We start from the raw sequence: 26,760 nt of genomic DNA, 5'->3' as shown, positions 1-26,760 counted from the left end.
GTCGACCGCCGCCTGACCGCACTCCCAGAGGCCGATATTCGCCGCGCCTCGCCAGGCGCCGCATTCATCATACTGACCCATGACCACGCACTTGATTTCCTGCTGACCGCCGAAGCACTGGCGCGGCCCGACGCTGCCTATATCGGCATGATCGGGTCACATACCAAACGCAAAAAATTCGAACGGTTCTGTGCCACACAGGCTCCCGCCACCGCCACGGACCGCTTGATCTGCCCCATCGGGGCCACCGTCAGCACCGACAAACGCCCCGCGATTATCGCGGCCTTTGTCGCGGCAGAGGTCATGACACAACTGACCAAAACGCCAAGCCAACAAAGGACCTTGACGACATAATAACAAAAAAATGCGCCCGACCCACGGGAGGGTGGTGGAAGGCGCAGACATCAAAGGGAGGACAAAAATGTCTGATACGGCCTACAGTTACAAACTTTTCAACCGGAGCGATTTCAACGCGTTCTGGGCACTTTTCACGGACAACCTTGTTAATCTGCTGATCCTGTCGGGGGTTTGCCAGTTTGTCTTTCAAATGCCCGCCGAAATCGTCTTTGGCAGAATCGTCCCGGGCGCAGCCGTTGCCATTCTCGCAGGCGTTGTGGTCTATACCCTACTGGCGCGCTACGTCGCCAACAAGCAGGGCAAAGACGTCACAGCATTGCCCTACGGCATCTCGACACCGGTGATGTTCGTTTATCTGTTTGGCGTGATCGGGCCGATCTATTGGGCCACCAACGATCCGCTTCTGGCATGGCAGGTCGGCATCGGCGCGGGCTTTATGGGCGGCATCGTCGCGGCGTTCGGCGCACTCGTAGGCCCCTTTTTGAAACGCATCACACCGCGCGCAGGTATGCTTGGCACATTGTGCGGCATCGCATTGGTGTTCATCGGGTCGGTCCCACTAGCAGAAATCTTCGAACATCCGATCATCGGCTTCTCGTCGTTGCTCTTTATCCTCTGGGGTCTGATCGGGCGGTTCCGCCTGCCGGGCAATATCCCTGCGGGTCTGGTCGCCATCGGCGCAGGCACGGTCATCGCCATCTTCCTCGGGCAATCCTCGTTCAACACGGACGGGATCGGGTTCTATCCACCCGTGCCATACTTTGGCGACATGATAGCAGGCATCAAATACCTGTTCGCCAATCCAGAGCTGTTTCTGGTGCTGATCCCCGTGCAAATCTACAACTTCATCGAAACCATGAACAACGTCGAATCCGCGGAAGCGGCAGGCGACGCCTACCCCGTCGGCATCTGCCAGCTGACAGACGGTGCCGGCACAATGATCGGCGCCCTGTTCGGCTCGCCATTCCCGACAACCGTCTACATCGGCCATCCAGCCTACAAACGGCTCGATGCACGCGCAGGCTATACCATCGGTGTGGCCTTGGTCATCGCCGCGGCAGCCTTCCTCGGGTTTTTATCATTCCTCGCAGGTCTGATCCCGATTGCAGCCGCAGCACCCGTGCTGGTCTTCGTCTCGGTCAGCCTAATCACCAACACCGCATTTGCCGTGAAACCCGCCCATATGGCCGCCGTGGCCTTTGCGATCCTGCCGCATATCTCGGCGTTCCTCATCACAAAATGGGGGTCAATGATGAACGCCATGCGCAACATCGGCGTCGAAGGATTGCCCGCCTTGGGCGACAGCGAACTCACCGCGGCCCTCTTGATGGAAGGCGCCCACTACGAAGGACATCTGGCCCTCTCCCAAGGGGCAATCATCACCGGCCTTGTCTGGGGTGCAATCGTGGCAGACGTGATCGACGGGCGGTTCAAATACGCCGGCTGGTTCGCAATATCTGCCGCAGTCATGTCCTCGATCGGGATCATCCACAGCTACACGCTCCAGATGCCGCAACTCGACGGGATCACAGCGGGCTACCTGATTATCGGGCTCTTCATGCTGATCTATCCCAAAATCGCCCCCAAAGACGATCTGGAACACCGGATCATTGTGCCCGACGAGCCTGACTTCATGACCGACGACCCCGCCTACGACCTGCGGTAACACACACGCGGGGCGGCATTAAACCGCCCCGCTTTCTCCACACTTCTTTGCCACAGGACACCTGCCATGACTGATACACTGCTGCGCGGACGGCTCTTGACGTTCCATTCTGAACCCACAGATGCGGACGACACACAGGCCTATAGCTATATCGAAAATGGCGCGGTCCTGATGCGCGGCGGCATGATTGCGGCCTCGGGCAACTACGATGATCTGGCAACAACCGCCAAAGACACCAAAATCATCGACCACCGCCCGCACATCCTGATGGCAGGGTTCATCGACACACATATCCACTTCCCGCAGATCCAGATCGTCGCCAGCTGGGGCAGTCAACTGCTCGACTGGCTCAACGGCTATACCTTTCCCGCAGAGGCCGAATACGGCAACGCGCAACACGCCCGCGCAATGGCCAATAAATTCTGCACCCTGCTGACCGACCACGGCACCACCACGGCACTCGCCTTCTGCTCTTCACACAAATCCTCCGCCGAGGCGTTCTTTGCCGAATCCGCCCACCGGAACATGCGCATGATCGGCGGGCAAACCATGATGGACCGCAACGCCCCCGACGCCGTGCTCGACACACCCCAATCCAGCTATGACGACAACAAAGACCTGATCGCAAAATGGCACGGTGTCGGGCGGGCATCCTACGCAATCACTCCGCGCTTCGCGATCACCTCCTCGCCCGAACAACTACAAGTCGCAGGCACATTGGCGGCAGAACACCCCGACTGCTATGTGCAAACGCACCTCTCCGAAAACCACGCAGAAATCGCCTTCACCGCCGAACTCTACCCCAATGCGCGCGACTACCTCGACGTCTACGAAGGCTACGGCCTGCTAGGACCGCGTACATTTCTAGGCCACGCGATCCACCTGAAAGACCGCGAAATCGACGCCATTGCGGCCACAGGATCGCATCCGGTGTTCTGCCCGACCTCCAACCTGTTCCTCGGCAGCGGTCTGTTTGACGACGCAGGACTACGCGCGCGTGGCATCTCCAGCGGTATCGCGACCGACATCGGGGCCGGCACCAGCTATTCGATGCTGCAAACGCTCAATGAGGGTTATAAAATCCTGCAACTGCAAGATCAGAAACTCCACGCCCTGCGCGCCTTCCACTGGATCACGCGCGGCAACGCAACCGTGCTGGGCATGGCCGACAAAATCGGTACCCTAGATGCAGACACCGAAGCAGATGTGGTCGTGCTCGACGCCCGCGCCACACCCGCAATGGCCCTGCGACTGGACAGATCAGGCTCGCTTGCCGAAGAGCTTTTTGCCCTGATGATGATGGGCGACGACCGCAGCATTGTGCAAACCTATGTGTCAGGCGTTGCGCAGAAAAAACCGCAACCCTGAACACACGGTCCCGCGGCACCACCTTGCAATCATAGCGGCCAGAATACCAAAATCGCAGGCAGACCAACCGCCAGCACCAGCAATTCCAGCGGCAAACCAATGCGCCAGTAATCACCAAAACGATACCCGCCAGGCCCCAGAATGATAGTATTGTTCTTGTGCCCGATCGGCGTCAGAAACGCACAAGACGCGGCAATCGCCACCGTCATCAACCACGTATCAGGATTGGTCGCCGTAGCCGTAGCCAACCCTAAACCAATCGGCGCGGCCAATAGTGTCGTCGCCACATTATTCAAAAAATCCGATAACGTCATGGTCACAACCATCAACGCAAACAGCGACACCCAAACAGGATAACCCTCGGTCGCATTCAAAATCTGGGTCGCGATCATCTCTGCGCCGCCCAAGCGCTCGAACGCTTCTGCCATCGGTATCAGGCTGGCCAACAGCACAATCACCTTCCACTCGACCGACGCATACACCTCTCGCCCCGATACCAACCCCACACCGACAAACGCAATCACCGCCGCAGCCAACGACACAGGCAACGACGTCCAACCCAAAACCGCCGCCGCAATCGCCGCCAGAAAAATCCCGATGGACAACCCCGCTTTGGACCGCTGCACCACAGGCGTTTCGCGCCCGTCCAACGGCAAAACACCCAACCACGTCGCGGCATGCGCCACGCGGTCAGGTGCGCCTAGCAACAACAGCACATCACCGGGCTTGATCGTCAATAACCGGACCCGATCGGTAAACCGCTTCCCGCCACGCGATACGCCCAACAACGTCACCGAATGTTGATACAGCAGTTGCAAACTGCGCGCCGTGCGCCCGTCAACCCGCGACCCCTCAGGCACAATCGCCTCGGTCAGGGTCAAACCCTCCGACGTCACCCCGCCTGCATGTTTCTCGGAACCGGAAAACTCCAGCGCACTTTTTCCCATAAACGCTTCGATGGATTTAGGCGCTCCCTCGACCACCAGAAAATCACCGGCCCGAATTTCGCGCCGCGCCGAAAACCCGGCCAAGCGTTTACCCCCGCGCACCAACCCTAAAATATTGACATCATGCTCGTCCGCCGCAGGATACAGCCCGCCAATCGTTTGCCCGTCTTCCGCGCTTTCCTCGCCAACGCGCAGCTCGGCAATATAACGACCCTGCTCAAACGCCTCCTCGTTTAACCCGTCACGGTCCGGCAAAAATCGCCAGCCAACCAACGACACAAATGCAATACCCGCAATCGCCACGATCAACCCGACAGGCGTGAAATCAAACATGCCAAACGGCGCACCCAACGCATCCTGCCGATACTCTGAAATCACAATATTCGGCGGCGTCCCGATCAAGGTAATCATACCCCCCAAAATCGTCGCAAACGACAACGGCATCAGCGATTTACTCACCGCGCGCTTCGCCTTCACGGCAGTATCCACATCCAGTGGCATCAGGATCGCCAGCGCCGCCACATTGTTAATCACCGCCGACAACCCCGCCCCCACCACAGCCATCACCGCAATATGCAACGGCAAAGGGCGCTCTGAATCCAGCAACCTTGTCGCCAGCTTTTCAATCGCGCCCGACCCGACCAGCCCGCGCGAAATAATCAACACCAGCGCAATAATCGCCACCGCCGAATGGCCAAAACCGGAAAACACCGCGTCTTGCTCCACCAACCCCAACAACGCGGCCACAACCAAGGCCCCAAACGCCACCAGATCATACCGGATACGCCCCCAGACCAGCAGGACAAACAGCACCACAAAAATCCCCAAAATCAACGTCTGGTCACTTGGCATCGTTACTCCTTCATCCTAGCGAATTTCTATCTGCGCGCGGTCCGACTTGCCATCTGCATCAATCACCGTCACAGCGGAAAACCCGACCCCCGTCAACGCGATATCCGCCTGCGCACGATGGGTCCGCGCCACAGGCTCCCCATTCACCAACCACACAAACGGCGCACGACCATCACGCACTTTCACCGTCGCCAAGATCCCCTCCATCACCGCCCCGTCGGGCGGAAACGCAATGCGCGGCGCAGGACCACCCGCCACACGCTTCGGTCCAAATTGCTGCAAATGACTGGGCAGCCTTGCCGTGGATAACAGCAACGTCTCATGCGGCGGCGGCCCGATCGGCGTCACAGTCGGGGCAATCCGCGCAAAGGCATCGAACATCACAGGCGCTGCCAAATCGCCACCAAACGCTCCGGGCACAGGTGTCCCATCAGGGCGACCCATCCAGACACCCACAACATAGCGCCCGTCAAACCCAACAGCCCACGCATCACGGTGCCCATACGACGTGCCGGTTTTATACGCTAACCCCGTAGCCTGCACCCCGCGCGGTCGCGGCGTCTCGCGCAAAATATCCGCCACCTGCCACGCGGCCGCGCGGTTCATCACAACCTGCGGCGTAAACCCCGCACTCGGCGCATCCTGCTCGCGCAAATCCACCGCCACACCACCATTGCCAAACGCCGCATACAACTGCACCAAATCACGTAAACTCAAGCCCACACCGCCCAAGGCCACCGCCAGCCCCGGCGCACCCCCCGGCACTTTTGGATCGGCCCCCGCACGGCGCATCCCCGCCAGCAAATGAAAAGGTCCTAACGCCTGCGTCACCGCCACCGCAGGAATGTTCAACGAGTGCTGTAACGCCGTGCGCACCCGTACTTCCCCACGATACATCCCATCAAAATTCTGCGGCATATAGCCGTCAAAATTCGTCGGACGATCCGCAATCAAACTCTCCGGATGGATCAACCCTTGATCGAACCCGAGCCCGTAAATCAACGGCTTCAACGTCGATCCGGGCGAGCGTACCGCCCGCGTCAAATCAATAAATCCACCCTGCACCTGCGCAGAATACGCCGCCGATCCAACGCTCGCCAAAACATGCCCACTCTGATGATCCGCCACAATTAGCGCAATCTGCACCCCGTCAGACCGCCCCTGCACCGCCTCCGCCGCCAACCGCTCCAAGGCCCGCTGCACCGTTAAATCCAACGTCACATCATGGCGCGACTGCCCCATTTCCGCCCCTAAAACACGATCCGCCACATGGGGCGCAAAAGCGGGCAATCCGTGCCGCACCGCGCTCACCACATCACGCGCACCATCCACGCCCAAACGATCCAACACCGCATCTCTCGCACGGGTCGCCACCAGCGGCGCACGGTCCGGCCTGCGGGTCTCTGGCGACTGCGGCAAGGCCACCAATAACGCCGCTTGTGACGGCGTCAAACGGCGTGGCGGACGGTCAAAATACGCATACGACGCCGCCCGAACCCCCTCGATATTCCCGCCAAACGGCGCATGGTTCACATATAGCGCCAGTATTTCATCCTTGCTCAACCGCCGCTCCAAGGCCAGCGCCACCCGCACCTGCCGCATCTTGCCCGCCCAACGCCCCGTGCCACCATCTTCTAACAGTCGCGCTATTTGCATCGTCAAGGTCGACCCCCCTGACACCACTCGTCCATGCCAAACCGCCTGCGCCACAGCACGCACCATCGCCAACGGATCAACGCCGCCATGCTGCAAAAACCGCTTGTCCTCATATCGGATCAGCATCTGCAAATACACAGGATCCACGTCCGCCAACGCCACAGGCAAAACCCATCGCCCCGCCGCATTGGTATAAACCCGTAACAAATCGCCATTGCGGTCGCGCAATTCGGCACTGACATCCGCCGCCAGAACGGGCAAAACCGTCCCATCAACCCAATCGTCAAATTGGTCACGCGCCGCCCCCGCCGCCCACAAACAGACGACAAGGGCGCAAATCAGGCGGGTCATTCGCTAATCGCAACCCGCCCCGCGTCAGTGCGGGCATTCATCTGCGGACGATACATGTCCTCCACCGACGCGGCAGGATGATGAAACTGGCCTGGCGAGACCGCCCGCACAATATACGCCAGTTGGAACGGCTGATCAGATCGCCAATCCACCGCAGCAATAAATCGATCCGCACGGAACTCCGCCGTTTCAGCACCGACCGTCTCTAGCCACTCCAGCCCGTCAATATCGCCCCCCGAAATCAGGTTCGGGTTATCAATCTCGAACCCCGCGGGCAGCGGATCATCCACCATCAATCGGGCCTCCTGCCGCCCAAACGGCGTCACCGTCAAAACCGCAACCAAGCGAGTCCCCAACGGCACGGCATCCACCGCCACAGGCTGCCCCTCCATCGTGGTATAAATACGCTCAATCGCATAGCCATTCCCGCCCGCGGGCTGCGGAACAACCGGCACACCATAAGTCGTGACAGTGATCTCTGTCGATTGATCGCCCGCATTTGCAATCAGCACAGGCGCAGCACCCGCCTCGCGCATCTGCACCAATGGGCCTTCAGGCACCACACCATCAACCGTCAAACCTTGCGCCGGAAAATCCGCAATCAAGGCATGCGCCGCCAGCAATGTCCAAACCGCCTCCTGCGTCGACGCCCGCTCAACAGACCCGCCAATCCGTGCCAGCAACGCATCACGGTCAATCGCCGCACTTCCAGCCTCGACCATCAACGCCAGAACTGCCGCCGTATCCCGGCGATAGGTGCCATAATCACTGCGCCAAACCCGCGCCTCTGCCTGATCAATCAACGAAAATAGCTTACGCCCCGCACGATCAAACATCGCATCCGCGCGCGGCTGATCACCATATTGCGCCAAGGCAGCGCCCATCTGCGCCAAGGCCAAAGGCGTCGAAAATGCCCCCGCTTTCTGATCCGCATAATAACGCAGATCCCCGACAGAAGCCTCTCCCTCACGGGCCATAACAAACAATGCATACGCCAGATCGGCACCACCCTCATCAAAGTCAGGATAGTAATTCACCGCATTGCGCAGGTTCGCCACCGCATTGTCATAGGCCACATCAGGCACCGCATACCCAACTGCACGGGCGCGGGTCAAAAAGTCGGTGACATAGGCATCCAACCACGTATCGCCCGAATCCGGTCCCCACATCCCGAACGCGCCATTGGCCGACTGATTGGCCGTTATCTCGGCAATCGCCTTGGTGACACGGTCGGCAATCTGATCACGCGGCGTCAGGCCCATCGCGCCCGCAACCTCGTCAAGATACAGCAAAGGCATCGCGCGCGACGCCGTCTGCTCGGTGCAGCCATAAGGATAGTCATCCAGCATATTCAACAATCCAGGCACATCAAACCGCGCCAAAGGACCCGCCGCCAGCGTCGCCCGCCCCGTTCCCGCAACCATGCCGGCAAAGACACTATCATCAAACCTGAAATCCGACCCCGCATCCAACGCAAACCGCTCTATGCGGCTGACCTCGGGATCATTCAACACCACAGGCACCACCAGCGATTTCACCAACTCGCGCCCGTCAGGCGTGGTCAACGTCACCTCGATACTATGCGTGCCAACATCCACGGCGGCAAACGGGATCTCGAACACCTGCTTCCCCCCTCCACCAAGTCAAAAGTCGGCGCAATCTGCGACACCATCGCCACACCATTGGCCACAACACTCAATCCCATCTCACCCGCAGGACCATCCGCATGCACAATCTCTAACAGCAAACGGCTCTGATCAGACGGCGCCAAAAACCGCGGCACACTCGCGGTCACGACAACGGGATCACGCACCAAAACATCGCGCTCCGCTTGGCCGACACCGGTCTGCGACCATGCAACCGCCATCAACCTGATCGTGCCGTTAAACGCAGGCAAATCAAAACTGACCTGCGCGCCCCCCTGCGCATCCACCTGCACAGGCCCCGTGAAATACGTCACCAAATCCTCAGTCGGCGGCGGACTTTGCATGCCAGTATTCGGCATCGCATCGCCGCCCGACCGCACAACACCCATCGCGCCATTCAGCCCGTCAATCAAACGCCCATAAACATCGCGCAGCTCCACGCCCAACTTACGCTGACCAAAATAATGGCCCTGCGGATCGGGCGATTTGAATGCAGTCAGGTTCAAAATTCCCAGATCCACAGCAGCCAAAGTCACAAACACGGTCTCGCCCGCTGTCACCCCATCCACCTGCACTTCAACATCCAACGGCCCACGCGGCTGCATCGTCTCAGGCGCGCTTAACGTCACACTCAACGCTTTCTGCGCAGGATCAACCTTAGCATATCCCAGCCCCAACGCCCGCGCAGGATTGCGCAACTCCGCCACCGCCATCGGCCGAATAACCGAAGCACTCACATATGCCCCCGCACCCCATTCTGCCGTAACAGGCAACTCAATCAAGTTCTCGCCCTCAGTCACAGGCACGGTTTTCATCGTAATCAACCGGTCCGACATCACTGTCACAACCGCCTGCCCCGCATAACGCGGCACGATACGAAACGTCGCCGTATCACCCACGGCATAACTCGCCGCATCCAAAGACGCCTCCATCAAATCAGGCGTATGATCGGCGGACGCAGGCGCATACCAGCCTGCATAGAAATCGTCCGACGCCACGGCATAATCCGCGCCAATCGCCTCGACAACAATCTCGTGCTGCCCCCACGCGACATCCGCCTCCACACGCACAGCTTGCGCGCCCAAAGTCACCTCTCCCGTTGCAATCCGCGTGCGCGTCGTCGTCGGCTCCCAATCCCAACGGCCATTCATACGGTACCACTGATAACGTGTGTCGACTTTGTTGACGGTCCATTTCACAGCCATATCCGCCGCGTTCAAATCAGGATTGAGCGCAATTACATCAAACGCCGCCGCCGAATTCTCGCCAATCACTCCGTCAAACAACGGCTTGATCCCGATCATCACCTGATCGGGCAAAACCTGCGCCGTGACCTGCCGCTCGACCGGCCTACCCGACCCCTCTTTCACACGCGCCGTCACGCGCAATTCTAACGGTTGTGACGCGCTGACCTCTGGCAGTTCAACCGGCAAATTCGCCACGCCTTCCGCATCCGTGCTCGCCGTATCCAGATACCGTAACTGCGCTTCGAATTCCGCGTCATACTGACCAAACACGTAACCCGTGAACCCGTCCAGACGATCCACTGCACGCAATAGCGCCTCGCCCTCAACATCCAAATCAGCCCCAACCGCGCCAAACAAATACCGCGCATCAACTCGCAAATTCGGAATATCCCCCAGCGCAATCCGCTCGGGCAACGCCAAATCAAAATCAATCCGCTCTGGCAGAAAATCCTCAACCAAAACTGTGGTCCGCGCCAAAGGCGCCGCATCCGCGTCCACCAAAACCGAGATCTGCCACGTCCCTCGCGGCGCCGTCGCAGCCACAGGTAGCGCAAAAACATGCCCCCCCGCACGGTCCTCGGTCGACACAATCCGACTATACTCCACACCATCAGGACGCGTCAGCACCGCAATCAACGGCACGCCGCTCAAACCTAGCGCCACCTGATCGCGCATCAATGCTGTCAAATGAACCGTGTCACCCGCACGGTAGGCCCCGCGATCCGTGGCCAAAAATACATCCATCGGCGGGCTAGGCTCACGCCCCTCAACACCCCGATCCGACAAATCAAACGCAGGGTCCGTCAACGACAAAAACGTCATATCGTCGCCCTTCGACACAGTCACTAATGCAGGCGCATCACCACCCAAACCGCGCGTTAGCCCCGCGTCAAACCGTGCCACGCCCTCGCCGTCCGTCTGCCCCTGCGCCAACACCGCATTGCTGCGCGACACCAGTGTCACCTCCGCGTCAGGCACAGATCCGGCATCTGCCAAACCGCGCACTGCCACCGTCAATCCGTCATTGCCCGAATAGGTCGCAACCCCCAAATCCGACAACACAAACCACTGGGTTGTGGCGGCATTATCATCGTCATCACTGCTCGCAGTCAGCGCATAAAGCCCCGCAGGATCGTCGCGCAAAACCTCGCCCAACGGCAAACGCGTCAGTACATCACGGTTCAGATCACCGGCAACATCCGCCTCGCCCTGCCAAACACTCGTTCCGATCTCGTCGGATAAAAATGCGTCCCCGCCATATGAAAACGCACTGTCCATCATGCCCGACTGAATAGTGCGCATCAGGTTGCGGTCATCCACACGGCTCAACTTCAAATTCACCGTCGTCATGTTCACCGTCTCGATCGGGATCGCAATATCGCCGACGCGCGGCAACACATAGGCACGCCCGGTAAAGCGGACAACAGGCGCGCGGTCCCGCACATAAAGCGTCAAATCCACAGGCCGGATCAGCGCCTCACCACTCGCAGCAGGCAAGCCCTCGCGCAGCACGATCCGGTAGCGATTACCATGCTCGACACCATCGACACAAAGCTGGCCATCACTCACACTCACCGCCAGTTGCGGATCAGGCAGCTGCACAAACGGCGCGTAATCGGTGCCAACCTTGATCAGATCCTCGCTGAACACGGCACAGATGCGCGGCGTGCCGCTATCGCTTTCCACCGTGGTATCCACCACACGAAACCCGTATTTTCCAATCGCGGTATCTAACGCAACTTCGGTCTCACGCTCGAACCAGATCAATTGCGCAAGGCGCAAAGCGTCGATCATCAAACGACCGCGACCCTGCCGCTCTAACTCAAACGCAATAGTCTCCGCCGCCTGACGCCGTATATCACCATCAAAACTATACAAATACGCCCGCACATATGCAGGCATCGCCAGACTGGAAATACGACTATCATCCGCGCGCGCCGCGTGACCAAAGGCCACCCAATCCGCCGCCACATCATTCTCTATCGCGCGGGTCCACGCCATCTGCTGCGCGCCCGTGGCATTGCGCAACGGCTGGTTACCCGCCGAAACCAAGCCCGCCGCATCATCAAAATACTGCCCCTCCAAAAAATCCAACTCGTCGCGACGCGCCTGCTGCGTGCTTAAAACCCGCGGATCCGTCGGATAAATCCGGCCCGACACAGCCCCCTCAAATGCAACAATATCTGTCAGGTCCCGCTTGGGAAAACACGAATTGGACCGCGCGTTATACGTAAACGCCTGACAGCTCGCATCATTCGAACACGCCGCTTCACAGGCCCTTAACGTGGTGTCAAAAATCTGGCGCAAATCGGTGCCAACCAAATCCACATCCCGCTCGTAAATCGTGCGGCTTTGCGGCAGCTCATCCTGCGCCGAGGCCAATCCGCCCCACGCCAAAAGCCCTGAAACAAACATCACCTTCAAAGACCGCATCATCACTCACCCTATCCAAACTGACAGGCACACGCTGGCACGATCCGGCAAACGGAACAAGACAGAACTGACGCAGAAACATTGACAGCCCCCTGCGCGCGACTAAACTTCGCTTATGCGTATCATCCTGCTTTGCCTCGCTTTGTTATCTGCCTTTCCCCTCGCGGCCCAAGATACCGCCGGCCGCATTTCCGCGACCAGCAGCGGCCAACAAGACGCGGCCATCGCCACCCGTATCCGCGACATCATGGATGCATTAAGCCAAGGCGAGGATATCACAGTCATGGTCGAAGACGGGGTCGTGACCCTGCGCGGCACCGTGATTTCCGCCGCCGAAATCAAACAAGCAGGCGAAGTTGCAGGCCGGATCGAAGGCGTCGTCGCCGTGCGCAACCAGATCGCAGAAACAGCCGAGCTCGGACGCAGGCTTGACCCCGCCGTGACCCGTTTCCGCACACGCATCGACCAATTCATCGCATTCCTACCAATCGCTGCGATTAGCCTCGCGATTTTCATCGGCATCCTGACACTTGGCATCGTCGTCTCGCGTAGCAAATACCCGTGGGACCGCATCGCGCCCAACAGCTTTATCGCGAACCTCTACCGGCAACTGGTGCTGCTGGTGTTTGTGATAGCCGCCATCGTGATCGCACTTGACGTCATGGACGCCACGGCGCTGCTCTCGACCATCTTGGGGGCAGCTGGGATCATCGGTCTGGCATTCGGCTTTGCGGTGCGCGACACGGTCGAAAACTACATCGCCTCGGTCATGCTCTCGCTGCGGCAACCGTTCAAGCCCAACGATACAGTGGAAATCAACGGTGACGAAGGACGCGTCATCCGCCTGACCAGCCGCGCCACGATCCTGCTGTCTTTCGACGGCAACCATATTCGCATCCCAAACGCGACCGTCTTCAAAAGCCGGATCGTGAACTACACCGAAAACGCCGCACGGCGGTTCACGTTCAACATGCTCATCGACCGCGACTCCGATCTCGCCTCGACCCGCGACCTGATGGAACAAACCGTGCAAGACCTCCCCTTTGTGCTGGCCGAGCCCGCCGCCTTGGTCTGGATCGACTGCTACGGGACGTCCGGGGTCGACATGGTCGTCACCGGCTGGGTCAACCAAAACGACACCTCGCTGGCGCTGGCGAAAGGCGAAGCAATCCGTTTGGTCAAACGCGCACTCAAGGCCGCCAATGTGACCCTGCCCGACGCAACCCAAACCGTCGAAATCAACCGCGAACAAAAAAACCAATCCATCGCGCCCGAAACTGGCACCGTCACCACCGTGACCCCCAAATCCGACGACGCCCTGACCCGCATCGTCGAGGAGAGCGCGGCGAAAAAAATGGCGAAGACTTGCTGCTTGAAAATGACAGCAAACCCTAAGCCACACCCAACGTGCCTCCCTCTGGCCGCAGGGGTGCTACCCCCGTCGGTTCTCGTCAAATGGTGAACACGCCGCCAAATTGCTTGCAGTCACCGCCAATATGCACGACCCCTGTTTCATCCCAATGAGATCACAGCACCCGTCAGGACACGCCCCATGACCCGCCTCCTCGCCCTCATCGCCCTATTAACCTTTGCCCAACCCGGCATCGCCCAAACCCGCCAAACCATCGACGCCAATTTCCAAACATGGCTGACCACCACCATCTGGCCGCGTGCACAGGCCAATGACGTCAGCGCGCAAACCTTCCAAAATGCCTTCAATAGTGTCACAATCGACTACGACCTGCCCGACCTGCGTATCCCCGACGCACGCCCGCAAACCCAAGCCGAATTTCGCCCGCCCGCTAATTACTTCGCCCCGAATGTGGTTAACGGCGCAGCCTCAACAGGTCGCAATCTTCTCACCCAATACCAAACCACACTCGACCAAATCACCCGCCAAACAGGCGTCCCCGCACGCATCATCCTCGCGATCTGGGGCCGCGAAAGCAGCTATGGTCAGGCCGCAATCCCCCACGACGCCTTCCGCATTTTAGCGACAAAAGGATTCCTCAGCACCCGCGCCGACTACTTCACCGACGAGTTAATCGCCGCCCTGCAAATCCTCGAACGCGGCCACGCCACACGCGACCAAATGAAAAGCAGTTGGGCGGGCGCACTGGGTCAACCGCAATTCATGCCCTCCAATTTCCTCGCCTATGCGGCGGACGGAAACGGCGACGGACGGGCCGACATCTGGACCTCCGCACCCGACACACTGGCCTCCATCGGCGCCTACCTGCACCATCACGGCTGGGACGGAACCCGCGATTGGGGCTTTGAAATCGCCCTGCCCCCTGCTCTCTCCTGCGCCCTTGAAGGCCCCGACAACCGAAAATCCATCGCCGACTGGACCGCCCTCGGCGTCACCCGCGCCTCCGGTCGCCCCTTTCCCGCATCCGAACTATCAAAGCCCGCATCCCTGCTCTTACCCGCCGGTCGCTACGGCCCAGCCTTCCTTGTGACACCCAACTTCTACGTCCTCAAAGACTACAACGAAAGCGACGCCTACGCGCTGTTCGTCGGCCATGTCGGCGACAAGATTCAATACGGCACAGGCCCATTTCAAGCAGGCTGGGCAAACCTTAGCGGATTGTCCCGCACCACGATTCAGACTCTACAACAGGGTTTAGTCGCTCAAGGCTTCGACGTTGGCGGCGCAGACGGGCTTATCGGATTTAAAACGCGGCGCTCTATCGGCGCATGGCAGGCACAAAACGGCATGACACCCACGTGTTACCCAGACCGATCAGTCACAGCTCGGAACTAGGCGCTGCCAAACTCTCTCGCATCACAATCGTCGCAGGCAGTTCCACGCTTTGCAACGACACACCATCCGTCACCGCTGCCACCAAAGCCAGCGCCGCCCGCCGCCCCATCTCGCGGTGCGGCACATGCACCGTCGTCAATGGCGGGTCCGAAATCTGCGCTAACTCGATATCATCAAAGCCTGTGATAGACACTGTATCAGGCACTAATAAGCCCATTTGCTTGGCGCGACGCACCGCCCCCACCGCCAAGACATCATTGCCACAAAATACCATCGTCGGGCGCGGATCCAACCGCATCAACGTCTCAAGCGCAGCAGCACCGTTATCGATCCCATAATGTGTCTCTAACAAGGCCAAATCAGCCGGGTCTAACCCACCTGCCACCATCGCAGCACATAATCCCTCATACCGCCCACGAGCACGATCATTCTCAGCCATAGGCGCAGAAATGAACGCAATTTTGCGATGCCCTAACCCGATGGCCCGCGCAGCCAGCGCCTGCATCGCCGCATAGTTGTCGAACCCCACCGACGCCCGCCCCGCTGCCGCATCAAACGCCCATGTTACCATCACAGGCACACTTTGTATCTTAAGGAAGTCATAAATTTCAGGCGCACGGTCATGCCCGATCAACAACAACGCGTCTGCCCCGCGGGCCACAAGTGCGCGAATCTGTTCCTCTTCAATTTGCGCACTATAGGACGTGCTGGCGATCAACATCGTGAACCCCTGTTCCCGCAGCGTTTCTTGAAACGCCTGCAACCCCCGCGCAAAAATCGCGTTCTCCATCGTTGGAATCACCGCGCCAATCGTATGGGTCCGTCGCGCCGCCATCGCCTTTGCCCCGAAATTTGGCGCATACCCCAAGACACCAATGGCATCGTGCACACTCATTTTGGCTTTATTAGACACTTGATCCGGAAAATTCAGACACCGCGACACCGTCGCAGTAGACACCCCAGCAAGCCGCGCCACATCCAGCAGGGTTGGCGAATTAATGCGTTTCATCATAATTGCTCCCGTCCCTTTCGGCTAAACCTAAGTGTAAACTCTTGCAAATTTCAAATGTAACGGCTTACATTGCTGCATAGTCCCTGATTAGAGCTGGTTACACATGACGCGCTACTACCTCAAGACCGCACAACTTTCCGCGCATTCAGGCGCGCCAGAGTTGCATGGTATAGTCGCTGACATCTTGGCCGACATAGAGGCGGGTGGTGACGCCGCGGCGCGGAAATATGGGGTGCAGCTCGATGGTTATCACGGAAATATAGTGCTGACCGAGGCCGAGATCATCGCGGCCTGTGCGCGGGTGCCGCAGCGCATCAAAGACGACATCGACTTTGCCCATGACAATATCAAACGCTTTGCGACGGCCCAAAAGGCGACGCAGACTGACGTCACATACGAGGTCGCTACAGGCTTTGTATTGGGGCAGAAATCCATCCCCGTGGCTATCGCTGGCTGTTATATTCCGGGGGGCCGTTACAGCCATATTGCCAGCGCGATAATGACCGTGACCACGGCAAAGGTGGCCGGTTGCAAACATATCATCGCCACCACGCCGCCGCGCGAAGGCGGGGTGCCGGACGCGCTTGTTTATGCGGCGCATATTGGTGGGGCCGATCACATCATGGCGCTTGGTGGAGTGCAGGGCATTGCGGCGATGACCTTTGGGCTGTTTGGCCTGCCCCGCGCAAATATCCTTGTGGGACCGGGAAATCAGTATGTCGCAGAGGCCAAACGGATCCTGTTCGGACGTGTTGGCATCGACATGGTTGCAGGGCCGACGGATAGCTTGGTTTTGGCCGATAAGACCGCAGATCCGCATATCATTGCCACCGATTTGGTCAGTCAAATGGAGCACGGATATAACTCACCGGTTTGGCTGGTCACTGACGACCGCGCCTTGGCGCGTAATGTCGTGGCGCGCGTGCCTGATTTGATCGACGCCCTGCCCGCCCTGAACCGTGAAAACGCCGTTGCCGCATGGCGCGATTATGCCGAAGTTATAGTCTGTAATGACCGTGCCGCGATGGCCGCTTGTTCGGATGAGTACGCCCCCGAACACCTGACGGTGCAGGCCGCTGATCTTGATTGGTGGCTTGAGAACCTGACCAACTACGGCGCGTTATTCTTGGGCGAGGAAACCACCGTGGCATATGGCGATAAAGCCGCTGGGACCAACCACGTGCTGCCGACATCGGGTGCGGCGCATTACACCGGCGGGTTGTCGGTGCATAAGTTTCTAAAGGTCGTGACTTGGCAACCCGCCACCGCTGAGGGCAGCAAAAACATTGCCCGCGCCACGGCGCGCATTTCTAGGCTGGAGGGCATGGAAGGCCATGCACGGGCGGCGGATGCGCGGCTGGCAAAATACTTTCCGACCGAGACCTTTGACCTTGCATGAAAGTGAAACCCATTGAGCATTGATAAACAAATCGTGGACGACCTGGTAGCGAATGGCATCTCGTTTGTGACCACCGTGCCGTGTAAACAACTGGCTGGCGTGATCGACGAGGTCGAAAACCGGCCAGAGATTTTCCACATCCCGTCCAACAAAGAAGACGAGGGTATGGGACTATGTGCGGGTGCGTGGATGGGCGGCAAACGGCCCGCGATCATCATGCAAAACACCGCGATTGGCGTCACGATCAACACGCTGGCGACCTTGATCCAATACTACCGGATGCCATTGCCGATGCTGATTTCGTACCGTGGCGCGTTACGCGAACCTGTGGCGTGTCAGGTCGAAATGGCGGTGCATACCAAGGCGCTGCTGGCGCAGATGAACATTCCGACCTACCATTTTCACAAACAGTCGGACGCGGACGAATTGGATGCGATCCTGAAATATACCTTCATGTGCAACAAACCTGTCGCGATCCTGACCGACGCGAATTTCTGGGGAGGCTACGGCGACCAATGATCAGATCAGACATCCTGCGCGCCATAGCGCCAATCATCCGTGACCATCTGGTCGTTTGTAACATCGGCCTGCCAAGCCAAGAACTGCACATGATCGACGATCAACCGACGAATTTTTATATGCTGGGGACCATGGGTCTGGCGTCATCTATCGGGCTGGGGCTGGCATTATCGCAACCCAAGACGGTGATTTCCATTGATGGGGACGGGTCGGTTCTGACCAACCTTGGCACCCTGCCGACCATCGCCAATAACGTGGCCGACAACTATATCTTACTGATTATCGACAACGGATCCTACGGCTCCACTGGTGATCAGCCGACCTACGCGGGCAAGAAAACCTCACTTAGCGCCGTGGCGCGGGCTTGCGGTTGTGACAACGTGATCGAGGTGCAGGATGTTGATTTGGGGCCTGTGTTGCAGGGCGCGATTGATGGCAAAAAACAGACCGTGATTGTGTGCAAATGCGACAGTGGCAACATCAAACTGCCTGTAATCACCATGGATCCCGTGATTATCCGTGATCGGTTCATGAAAGCGGTTGCCAGCTAAAACTGACCTAAATGCCTGATAGACATGAAAAAATGCGGCCCATAACGGTGCCGCATTTTTTGTGTGTTTTGCAAAACCTTATCCGCGGATAAGGTTTTTAGTCCAAACCGTCGATCAAAGCCTCGATCGCGCGTTCCAGTCGTGCGCGATCCATGGTTGAAAAGTCGCGATCAAACTTGATTTCCAACCGCCCCACGGCGGCAGTGCATTTCACACGGCCCCGCGAGCTGCGCAGATCAAAGGTGGTTTTGGTCTTGGCGGGATCGGCGCCAGCACCCCCAGAACGTTTTGCGGGCTTGGCAGCCTCGGCTGGCTGGTCAAAGCTATCTGCCTTGGCAAACCGGCGCAGGACTTCCATCTCGTCCTGCAAGGAGCGGTTTTCCCATGCGTCCAGTTCAGCAATGATATGTGCGGTCAGCGACGGGTTGTCCTCTAGCTGCTTGGCCACGGCCACGCCCAAAGCGCGCGGCAGTTCGGTCGGGTAATACAGGCTAGGCCCGATCAATTCGAGCAGGCGCGCAAAGGTGCGGATATAGCTACGCTTTGAGTAGGGCGCGGATTGGAACAGCGCCTTGACCGCACCTTTCAGGTCGTCGACACCTGTTGCCGGATCAGAGGCAAAGTTGTTCGCAGCGGCGGCCATTTCGGCAAAAGACAGGTCCTTGCGGATGATGTTTTCGTCGACCATGCGCCGGTATAGCCCAGCCACATCTTCCCCGCGGGGAAGAACCAGCGCGGGAATACGCCCCCATTTGTCGTCGCCCGTTGCCGCCCGCAGATTGCGGTAGGCCGAGAGACGGCGAAATCCTTGGATCAGCTCGAAGCCGGTGCCGTCTGCGCGCGCCTCGACACGTATCGGATTTGACAGACCAACCTCGCGGATCGACGTCATCAGGTCGACCAGTTCGGCGTCATCGCCCGGAAAGCGGTCGCGCACCAGAAGGTGGGTGAACACCTCTTCCAAGGGTACGTTTTGCACCACTTGGCCGGCGTCCCGCAGCGCGACAAACTCATGCGCCAGCGCGTCGTTTTCATCGCGGATCGCTTGGGCGGCAGAGTGGCGGGCGGTCAACGCCTCGGCGTTTTCCGCGATTGCGCTGGCCATTGGGCCGCGACGTGCGGGCGCATTGGTTTTCTCAACTACCGGATCTTCGGGCATTTCGATATCAAAGATACGTTTCTTACGGCTCATTTTTCATCTCCTGTGCGGCAAAACCTTATCCGCGGATAAGGTTTTAGGAATTACGCTCGTTCATATTTTCCCATGCGGTCAGCATGGTGCCACGGAATTCACCGTAGGCTTGGTCAAAGCTAGTGCGCGCGCGGCGCCATGTTTCACGGGTCATATCGCGGTAGTCCATCTCGTAAACCGAGGCGAGGAACCGGCCTGATTGTTCCACGGCGCGGGTCATCTCGACGGGGTGTTCGGCGAGTTTGTCACCAAAAACCTTACCAAATGCATCAAACATCGCGCGGTGCAATTCGTTGCCAGGCTCGTAGCGGGTCAAAAGGAAGCGCACGTCTTCGAACACCTTGGGCAGAGAAACCTTATCCGCGGATAAGGTTTTGCCGAAACCGTGGGCGAGATCTTCGAGGGCTTCTGAGAGTTGGCCGATGAACGATGTGGTCGAATCGTATTCCCAATAACCGGGGCCAGAGGGGATATAGAGCATGTCGGCAGCGAAAACCGCGTTCATGGATTGGTAGCCGATGGCGGGCGGGCAGTCGAAGATGATCACGTCCCAGCCGTCGTCGGGGAGTTGGTCGAGGTAGCGCGACACGGCAGCAAAGAACGACCATTCGGGGTTGAGGTGGCGGTATTGCGCAGAGGCGAACTCGACGAAGGCCGCGTTGGCACAGGACGGGATGATATCGATTGTCGGCCACGCGGTCGGCTGGATGAAGTCGGCGATGCGCAGATCTTGCAAGCCCATGTCAGTGATCGAAGACGGAATCGCGCGGCGGGGAAGGGCGGTGCCTGAGGCGGCGGCGGTGGGGGCGTTATTGGCGGCTTCGGTTTCGCGGACGAGGTCGCGGGCCATGATACCCCAGACGGTTTGTTCTTCCGAGACGTCGGTCAGGCCCATTGAGTGGGAGAGCGTGGCTTGCGGATCAAAGTCGACGCAGAGCACGCGGTAGCCGTCAAGAGCGGCGGCGTGGGCGAAGTGCAGCGCGACGGTCGATTTGCCGGCACCCCCTTTGAAGTTCGCGACAGCGGTGCGGAAAGCGCGACCTTTGGGGCGCGGCGGCATCAGCGATTTACCTTTGACTTTGAGTTTGCGGCGCAGGGTGTTGACCTCTTCCAAGGTAAACCAGCGCTGGCGGCCGTCAGGTTCGACCAGTCCCGCGGGTAAGGTCGGGTCGGAAGCCAGCCGGCCCCGGAAGGTCGATTGGTTCATACCCAAGATCAGCTCGGAGACTTCCCAAGACGAGAAGCGGCGCAGGCTTTTCACATTCTCCGGAGAGAAGGTTTGCTGCCTGATCCAGCTTTGCATCTTGAGGGATTTGTTTTGCATTTCGCGTAGGTCTGCGTGAGTAAGCATGGTGCCTCGGACGTTAAATCTATGATATTTCTGATTTACGCTGAAAATGCAGGTTTTGTCTATTATTAAGTTTCAGGTATAAAACCTTATCCGCGGATAAGGTTTTGGGGGTGTGGCGGTATTGGGGTGTTGAGGGAGGGGTGATTCGAGGCTGAAGCGGGGTTTACCAGATTTGGGGGACGCGGTGAGGGGGGCTGCTACCTGTTGGGGGGACATCGTGGGGATTTGGGGGGTCGTACAGGATGTCCCCTAATACCATTAATATACCAGTTTTGATTTATTGGGAGTGAAGGGGGGGACGGTGGGGTAAGGAATCCTTGACAAGAGTTGGGGTAACAACGCTAATGAGGAAAATGTTTGGAAGAGCGTTGTGTTTTGAAGAACCGGTGCTAAAAGATCGTGATACACGGCGACTGAATGTGAGGATGTGATTCTGGGGTTCCAGAGCAGGAGTGCCGATGCAGGTTGAGAACAGGGTACAGGTGAAACGCGCGGTTGGGCAGGGCGCGCATGTTCTGAAGTATGATATTCTGTCGGCATTGCTGGTTTTGGCGGCGCAGGGTGATGCGGGCGAGGGGCGGCTGGCGTTACGGTTGTCGTTGCTGATTACGGCGAGATACGATTGGCAACGGGATCGGTTTAATGTTGGTCTGCGCGAGATTGCCCGGATGTGGGGTGTGACCGAGCGGACCGCAAAACGTGATATGGCGCAGTTGCGGGTACTGGGGTGGATTACGGTTTCGAAAGCTGCGGCGCGCGGACGGGTGACAGAGCACAAGATCAATATGGATGTGGTGCTGCGCGCGACGATGCCGTTTTGGGAGCAGATCGGGCCGGATTTTGTGGCGCGGTTGACCAAGGCACCAGAGCCCGCGTCGAGCAATATTGTGTCGTTGCATCAGGGTGCGGCCCCAGCTGAGGATGGGTCGCTGTGGGGCAGGGCGGCACAGCGGTTGCATAAGGTTGATCCCCAAACCTATCAGGCGTGGTTTGCGCGGTTGCATCAGGTCGAGCGTGAGGGTGATGTGCTGACGGTGATGGCACCGTCGGTGTTCATTGCCAATTATATCAAGACGCATTTTTCGATGTATTTGCTTGCGCATGTTGTGGCCGAGGATGCAACGGTGCGGCGCGTCCAGGTGATTGCGCATTAGATATCGGAGGTGAAGCCTTCGATGAGTTGGCGCAGACCAATGTAGGCGCCAAGTACGATAGCGGCGAGGGTCAGCGGGGCGGAGACGGACAGGACCGAGAAGGCTGAGAGACCTTGGCCGATGCTGCATCCGTTAGCGAGGACAGCGCCGACCCCCATTAAGGCGGCGCCGAGGATTTGGCGGCGTAATTCGCGCGGATCATCGCAGGCTTCCCAGCGGAAGTGACCTTTGATCAGGCTGCCGAGGAAGGCACCGAGGAGAACCCCTGTGACAGAGCCTATTCCGAAGCTCATGTTGCGAGCTGATGACGTCATGGCAAACAGCATGGTTTCGCCTAACGGGGCTGAGAATGTGTGCGAAACCACTGCAATAGAGCCGAATCCAGTGGCGGCAACATAGCTTGTGCCGACCCAACCAGAGGTAATGGCAAGCCCTGCGATGACGCCCCAGAAAATGCCTTTGTTCGAGACTATTCTGCGCCGCGATAACAGGCTGAGGAAGAGAATGGCGCTGCCGATCACCATACCTGTGAGGGGGATGCTAGCGCCGAGTGTTTGGCCCAGCATATGTGCGATGCCTGTGGGGGTGGTTTGGATCTGCGGGAACAGGGAAACGCGGAGGTATGCCAAGGGGCCGCTGAGGGTGATATAGGCTGACAGGCCCATGACCAGCACGATCAGCAGAGAGCGCAGATCGCCGCCCCCCAGACGCGCCAATGCGCCGAACCCGCAGTTGCCTGCAAGGGCCATGCCGTAGCCGAAGAGCAGGCCGCCGAGGATCGCGGCAGGGATATTGAGCGAGAGTGTCAGGTAATGAGTGGCGTTAATATTTGCGAGGCCAAGGGCCGTGGCGCCAAAAGTGGTGAGGATTGCCGTGCCGATGGCGATGCCCCACATACGCACCCGTCGGGTGCTGTCGCCGTAGAACATGTCTTCGAGAGCGCCGAGTGTGCAAAACCGCCCGAGGCGCGCAGCAAGCCCGAGCAGAATGCCGCCGCCTGCGCCAACAAGTGCGGCGAAAACGGGATCACTGATGGGGATCATGCCGGTTTGCAGAACAGGTCGTAGACGACTTCCATGATTTGTTTGGGACGGTCGTCGGCGAGGCGGTAGAATATGACCTTGCCTTCGCGGCGCGGGATTACCAGTCCTTCGAGGCGCAGGCGCGAGAGTTGTTGTGACACGGCGGCCTGGCGTGCGGAGAGCAGGTCTTCTAGCTCGGTGACGGATTTTTCGCCTGTGGTCAGGTGGCACAGGATCATCAGCCGTCCTTCATGGCTGATCGCCTTGAGGAAATTGGCGGCGGCTTGTGCGTTGTGCATCATTTTGTCGATGTCAGCTTCGCAGAGTGTTTCGTCGAAAACCGGAAGTCCCATGATAATACGCCTTGTTTCTATCTGTTTGGTCTTAGCCAACCTACGCGTAAAGGTCTACTTTAACTTGAGCTATTCATCTTTTGGCAATGTTGGTGTGCCAGCCTGTTCGAGCATCATGCCTAAAACGCCCCAGAAAAAATCTTCGCCCGGGTATCCTTCGAGGCGCGAGATCTCTGTTCCGCTGTCCATCAGGATAAAGGTGGGAGTGAAGACGGGTTTAATGTCGAAGGTCAGGTCGTCAGGCAGCGGGTCGTTGATGTCGATGCGGCGCAGCGGCGCGGCCTGTCCTTCGGAGGTTTTGGGATAGATGGGCGCGATTTCTTTGTCCCAGCGCGCGCACCAGATGCAGCCGTGTTCTTCGACCATGACGAGAGACAGCTCTGCCTGTGCGGGCAGGGCGAACAAAGTCAGGGCAAGGGCGTAAATCAGGTTGCGCATGGGAATCCGAGTTGACGTAACGTATTCATAATACATAATGTGAAAAGATTGATTACTCAAGTCTCAGGTGGTTTGCGAATGTTCGACATTTCTGTTTCGGGTGCGTTTATTGCGGGGCTGCTGTCGTTTTTGAGCCCCTGTATTTTGCCGATTGTTCCGTTTTATCTGTCGTATCTGGCGGGTGTGGGGATGAACCAGATCAGCGAGGATGCCGAGATTTCGCCTGCTGTGCGCAGGCGTGCCGTGCTGGCAGCGCTATGTTTCGCGGCGGGTGTGATCACGATTTTCATGGCGCTTGGGGCGACGGCCAGTTTGTTTGGGCAGGTCGTGCGCGAGTGGTTTGATGTGCTGCGCTGGGTGGCGGCGGCGATTATCATTGCGATGGGTCTGCATTTTCTGGGGGTTATTCGCATCGGTATTTTATACCGGCAGATGCGGGCCGATGCGGGCGATACCAGTAATATGAGTTATTTGGGGGCCTATGTGATTGGCCTCGCGTTTGCCTTTGGCTGGACGCCTTGTGTCGGGCCTGTGTTGGCGGCGATTTTGTTTATGGCGGGTGGCACGGGCACGGCGGGGCAGGGGGCATTTTTGCTGTTTTCTTACGGGCTGGGGATGACCTTGCCGTTCGTGGTGGCGGCGTTGTTTATCGGGCCGTTTATGCGCTGGATGAAGAAGTTTCGCAAACATCTAGGCACGATTGAAAAGATCATGGGTGTTTTGTTGATTGTGTTTGGCGTGTTGATCGGGACCAATTCGATCAACTACATCGCGCAGTGGATGTTGGAAGTGGCACCTGATTTATGGTTCTTATTGTGAGGGGAAGGTCGATGATGAGACGTCTGTTTGCGAGTTTGGTGATGATGGTTTTTGCGGGGGCTTTGGCGGCTGCGGAACTGGGGGATGACGGGCTGCACAAGGCGCCTTGGATGCGTGATACGTTCAAGGATCTGAGCGAGGATTTCGCGGAGGCTGCGGCTGAGGGGAAACGCTTGATGGTGATTATCGAGCAGCGCGGCTGTATTTATTGCAGCAAGATGCATGAAGAGGTTTTCCCTGATCCGACGATTGCCGCGTATATCGAAGAGCATTTCTTTGTGGTGCAGTTGAATATGTTTGGCGATGTGGAGGTTACGGATTTTGATGGCACGACTTTGCCCGAGAAAGATATGATTAGCCGTTGGAATGTTATGTTCACGCCGTCGATGATATTTTTGCCTGACGTGATGCCCGATGATTCGACGGCAATTCAGGCGGCAGCGTCGGTTGTGCCGGGTGCGTTTGGGAAATGGACCACATATAACATGCTACGCTGGATCGTTGAGAAGGGTTACGAAACGGACGAGCCGTTTCAGAAATACCATGCCCGTATGATCGAAGCGGGGGGAATGTCGGATTAAATTAACGGGATGTTAAGTTGCTGCACCGCAGAAACATGCAGATATGTGAATTTGTGTTTGCGTTGGCGGTGCATAGCAGGTTAGTTTGTTTGAATAACAAAGCGAACATGCAGGGGAGGTGTCATGAGACTCACGCTAATTCTTGCCGCGGCGTTGATCGGATCAGGGGCTGTTGTATCAGCGCAATCCGTTTCAGCAACTGACGTGGCTTTCGACGAATACGGATCAATCGCAGAGTCATTGTCCGGTGCGGCAGGTGACCCTGAAGCGGGCATCGAGGTGTTTGTCAGCCGTGGCGCTGGCAATTGCGTTGCATGTCACCAGGTCTCGAGCGTTACAGCAGAGTTCCCCGGGAATATTGGCCCTAGCCTTGATGGGGCAGGGGGTCGTTGGGACGAAGCGCAATTGCGTGGCATTGTAGCAGACGCCAAGATGACGTTTCCTGAATCAATGATGCCGAGCTTTTACAAGGTTGAAGGCTACACCCGTCCGGGTAATGCCTACACAGGGAAAGCGGCGGATGACACACTTACGACGTTGCTCACCGCCCAACAAATCGAAGATGTCGTCGCATATATTGCGACGCTCAAAGAGTAATATCTCGCAGGTCTTGTGAGATCGAAAGAATAGTGGCCGAAAGGAGTGGCGACACAATGAAGTTTACACGCAGAAATACAATGCTGATGGCATTTGGTGCGACAGCGGCGGCAATGTTACCTGCTGCTGCGATGGCCAGTGTTGAAGAAATCGTCGCGGCCTTTACCGGTGGTGCCGAGGTTGGGTCCGAAGGTCTGACGTTGACCGCGCCGGAGATTGCCGAAAACGGGAACACTGTGCCGATTGAAGTATCCGCACCGGGTGCTGTTTCGATCATGGTTCTGGCGACGGGTAACCCGACACCGGGTGCAGCCACGTTCAACTTTGGTCCGTTGGCCGGTTCGCAGATGGCGTCCACACGTATCCGCCTTGCGGGTACACAGGATATTTTGGCGATTGCAAAGATGGCTGATGGCAGCTTTGTCGAAGTCCGCCAAGAAGTGAAGGTTACCATCGGCGGCTGCGGCGGCTGATCAGGAGAA

The 26,760-nt window shown here is 58.1% G+C and carries 21 protein-coding genes and 1 pseudogene; 13 read left to right on the top strand and 9 right to left on the bottom strand.

The annotated features are described in order from the left end of the window. The 3 genes from ACXLHR_RS18330 to guaD all read left to right on the top strand — a co-directional run. A partial coding sequence (locus ACXLHR_RS18330; protein ID WP_458792910.1) for an XdhC family protein occupies positions 1-354 on the top strand: 354 nt, incomplete at its 5' end. 67 nt (positions 355-421) lie between these two features. Next, on the top strand, positions 422-2,023 hold the full coding sequence (locus tag ACXLHR_RS18325; RefSeq protein WP_458792909.1) for a xanthine/uracil/vitamin C permease: 1,602 nt from the start codon (positions 422-424) through the stop codon (positions 2,021-2,023). Positions 2,024-2,089: 66 nt separating this feature from the next. Further along, positions 2,090-3,391 carry a guanine deaminase gene (guaD, locus tag ACXLHR_RS18320; protein WP_458792908.1) on the top strand — a complete coding sequence of 434 codons (1,302 nt, stop codon included), beginning with the start codon at positions 2,090-2,092 and terminating at the stop codon, positions 3,389-3,391. A gap of 29 nt (positions 3,392-3,420) precedes the next feature. Here the strand turns inward: guaD and ACXLHR_RS18315 are convergent, their stop codons facing one another. From ACXLHR_RS18315 to ACXLHR_RS18305, 3 genes and pseudogenes are all read right to left on the bottom strand, one after another. Then, a complete protein-coding gene (locus tag ACXLHR_RS18315; RefSeq protein WP_458792907.1) occupies positions 3,421-5,190 on the bottom strand; it encodes an SLC13 family permease in 1,770 nt (589 codons plus the stop codon). A gap of 15 nt (positions 5,191-5,205) precedes the next feature. Next, positions 5,206-7,197: a penicillin-binding protein 1C gene (gene pbpC / locus ACXLHR_RS18310; RefSeq protein ID WP_458792906.1), complete on the bottom strand. Its 1,992-nt coding sequence runs from the start codon at positions 7,195-7,197 to the stop codon at positions 5,206-5,208. Further along, positions 7,194-12,523, bottom strand: a pseudogene (locus ACXLHR_RS18305) (alpha-2-macroglobulin family protein). Before ACXLHR_RS18305 ends, pbpC begins: the two are co-directional and overlap by 4 nt. A gap of 115 nt (positions 12,524-12,638) precedes the next feature. Between ACXLHR_RS18305 and ACXLHR_RS18300 the strand changes: the two are divergent. Beyond that, a complete protein-coding gene (locus ACXLHR_RS18300; protein ID WP_458792905.1) occupies positions 12,639-13,985 on the top strand; it encodes a mechanosensitive ion channel domain-containing protein in 1,347 nt (448 codons plus the stop codon). Between the two features lie 90 nt (positions 13,986-14,075). Beyond that, on the top strand, positions 14,076-15,290 hold the full coding sequence (locus ACXLHR_RS18295; protein WP_458792904.1) for a lytic murein transglycosylase: 1,215 nt from the start codon (positions 14,076-14,078) through the stop codon (positions 15,288-15,290). Here ACXLHR_RS18295 and ACXLHR_RS18290 read toward each other — a convergent pair. Beyond that, positions 15,274-16,302: a LacI family DNA-binding transcriptional regulator gene (locus ACXLHR_RS18290; RefSeq protein WP_458792903.1), complete on the bottom strand. Its 1,029-nt coding sequence runs from the start codon at positions 16,300-16,302 to the stop codon at positions 15,274-15,276. The two genes, ACXLHR_RS18295 and ACXLHR_RS18290, sit on opposite strands and share 17 nt — an antisense overlap. A 103-nt stretch (positions 16,303-16,405) precedes the next feature. Between ACXLHR_RS18290 and hisD the strand changes: the two genes are divergently transcribed. From hisD to comE, 3 genes are read left to right on the top strand one after another with little or no spacing between them, the layout of a single operon-like run. Continuing rightward, positions 16,406-17,701, top strand: coding sequence for a histidinol dehydrogenase (gene hisD / locus ACXLHR_RS18285; RefSeq protein ID WP_458792902.1), 1,296 nt, complete (start codon positions 16,406-16,408; stop codon positions 17,699-17,701). Between the two features lie 12 nt (positions 17,702-17,713). Beyond that, positions 17,714-18,220: a sulfopyruvate decarboxylase subunit alpha gene (gene comD / locus ACXLHR_RS18280; RefSeq protein WP_458792901.1), complete on the top strand. Its 507-nt coding sequence runs from the start codon at positions 17,714-17,716 to the stop codon at positions 18,218-18,220. After that, positions 18,217-18,771: a sulfopyruvate decarboxylase subunit beta gene (comE, locus tag ACXLHR_RS18275; protein ID WP_458792900.1), complete on the top strand. Its 555-nt coding sequence runs from the start codon at positions 18,217-18,219 to the stop codon at positions 18,769-18,771. The genes comD and comE overlap by 4 nt, the downstream gene beginning before the upstream one ends. 97 nt (positions 18,772-18,868) lie before the next feature. Here the strand turns inward: comE and ACXLHR_RS18270 are convergent, their stop codons facing one another. Both ACXLHR_RS18270 and ACXLHR_RS18265 read right to left on the bottom strand, forming a co-directional pair. Next, on the bottom strand, positions 18,869-19,963 hold the full coding sequence (locus ACXLHR_RS18270; RefSeq protein WP_458792899.1) for a ParB/RepB/Spo0J family partition protein: 1,095 nt from the start codon (positions 19,961-19,963) through the stop codon (positions 18,869-18,871). A 43-nt stretch (positions 19,964-20,006) separates the two neighbouring features. Beyond that, a complete protein-coding gene (locus ACXLHR_RS18265; RefSeq protein WP_458792898.1) occupies positions 20,007-21,314 on the bottom strand; it encodes an AAA family ATPase in 1,308 nt (435 codons plus the stop codon). Positions 21,315-21,772: 458 nt separating this feature from the next. Here ACXLHR_RS18265 and ACXLHR_RS18260 point away from each other — a divergent pair, with 458 nt between their 5' ends. Then, positions 21,773-22,468, top strand: a complete 696-nt coding sequence (locus ACXLHR_RS18260) for a DnaA N-terminal domain-containing protein (protein WP_458792897.1) — start codon at positions 21,773-21,775, stop codon at positions 22,466-22,468. Here ACXLHR_RS18260 and ACXLHR_RS18255 read toward each other — a convergent pair. From ACXLHR_RS18255 to ACXLHR_RS18245, 3 genes are all read right to left on the bottom strand, one after another. After that, positions 22,465-23,511: a YeeE/YedE family protein gene (locus ACXLHR_RS18255; protein ID WP_458792896.1), complete on the bottom strand. Its 1,047-nt coding sequence runs from the start codon at positions 23,509-23,511 to the stop codon at positions 22,465-22,467. The genes ACXLHR_RS18260 and ACXLHR_RS18255 overlap by 4 nt on opposite strands. Next, the gene (locus tag ACXLHR_RS18250; protein ID WP_458792895.1) at positions 23,508-23,843 is read right to left on the bottom strand and encodes an ArsR/SmtB family transcription factor; all 336 of its coding nucleotides are present in this window, start codon (positions 23,841-23,843) and stop codon (positions 23,508-23,510) included. Before ACXLHR_RS18250 ends, ACXLHR_RS18255 begins: the two co-directional genes overlap by 4 nt. A gap of 69 nt (positions 23,844-23,912) precedes the next feature. Next, entirely contained in the window at positions 23,913-24,281 is a 369-nt protein-coding gene (locus tag ACXLHR_RS18245) for a hypothetical protein (RefSeq protein WP_458792894.1), read from the bottom strand. Positions 24,282-24,359: 78 nt separating this feature from the next. Between ACXLHR_RS18245 and ACXLHR_RS18240 the strand changes: the two genes are divergently transcribed. From ACXLHR_RS18240 to soxY, 4 genes are all read left to right on the top strand, one after another. Continuing rightward, entirely contained in the window at positions 24,360-25,100 is a 741-nt protein-coding gene (locus ACXLHR_RS18240) for a cytochrome c biogenesis CcdA family protein (protein WP_458792893.1), read from the top strand. Between the two features lie 14 nt (positions 25,101-25,114). Then, positions 25,115-25,681, top strand: coding sequence for a thioredoxin family protein (locus ACXLHR_RS18235; RefSeq protein WP_458792920.1), 567 nt, complete (start codon positions 25,115-25,117; stop codon positions 25,679-25,681). 123 nt (positions 25,682-25,804) lie between these two features. Further along, complete coding sequence (gene soxX / locus ACXLHR_RS18230; protein ID WP_458792892.1) at positions 25,805-26,278, top strand: sulfur oxidation c-type cytochrome SoxX; 474 nt, start codon at positions 25,805-25,807, stop codon at positions 26,276-26,278. A 56-nt stretch (positions 26,279-26,334) separates the two neighbouring features. After that, positions 26,335-26,751 (top strand): thiosulfate oxidation carrier protein SoxY, encoded by a 417-nt coding sequence (gene soxY, locus ACXLHR_RS18225; protein WP_458792891.1) that lies wholly within the window; start codon positions 26,335-26,337, stop codon positions 26,749-26,751. Positions 26,752-26,760: the final 9 nt, after the last annotated feature.

This window comes from Yoonia sp. MH D7, assembly GCF_054439475.1.
Note: the sequence above shows the minus strand (reverse complement) of the source record. Positions and strands in the feature narration are given on the sequence as shown.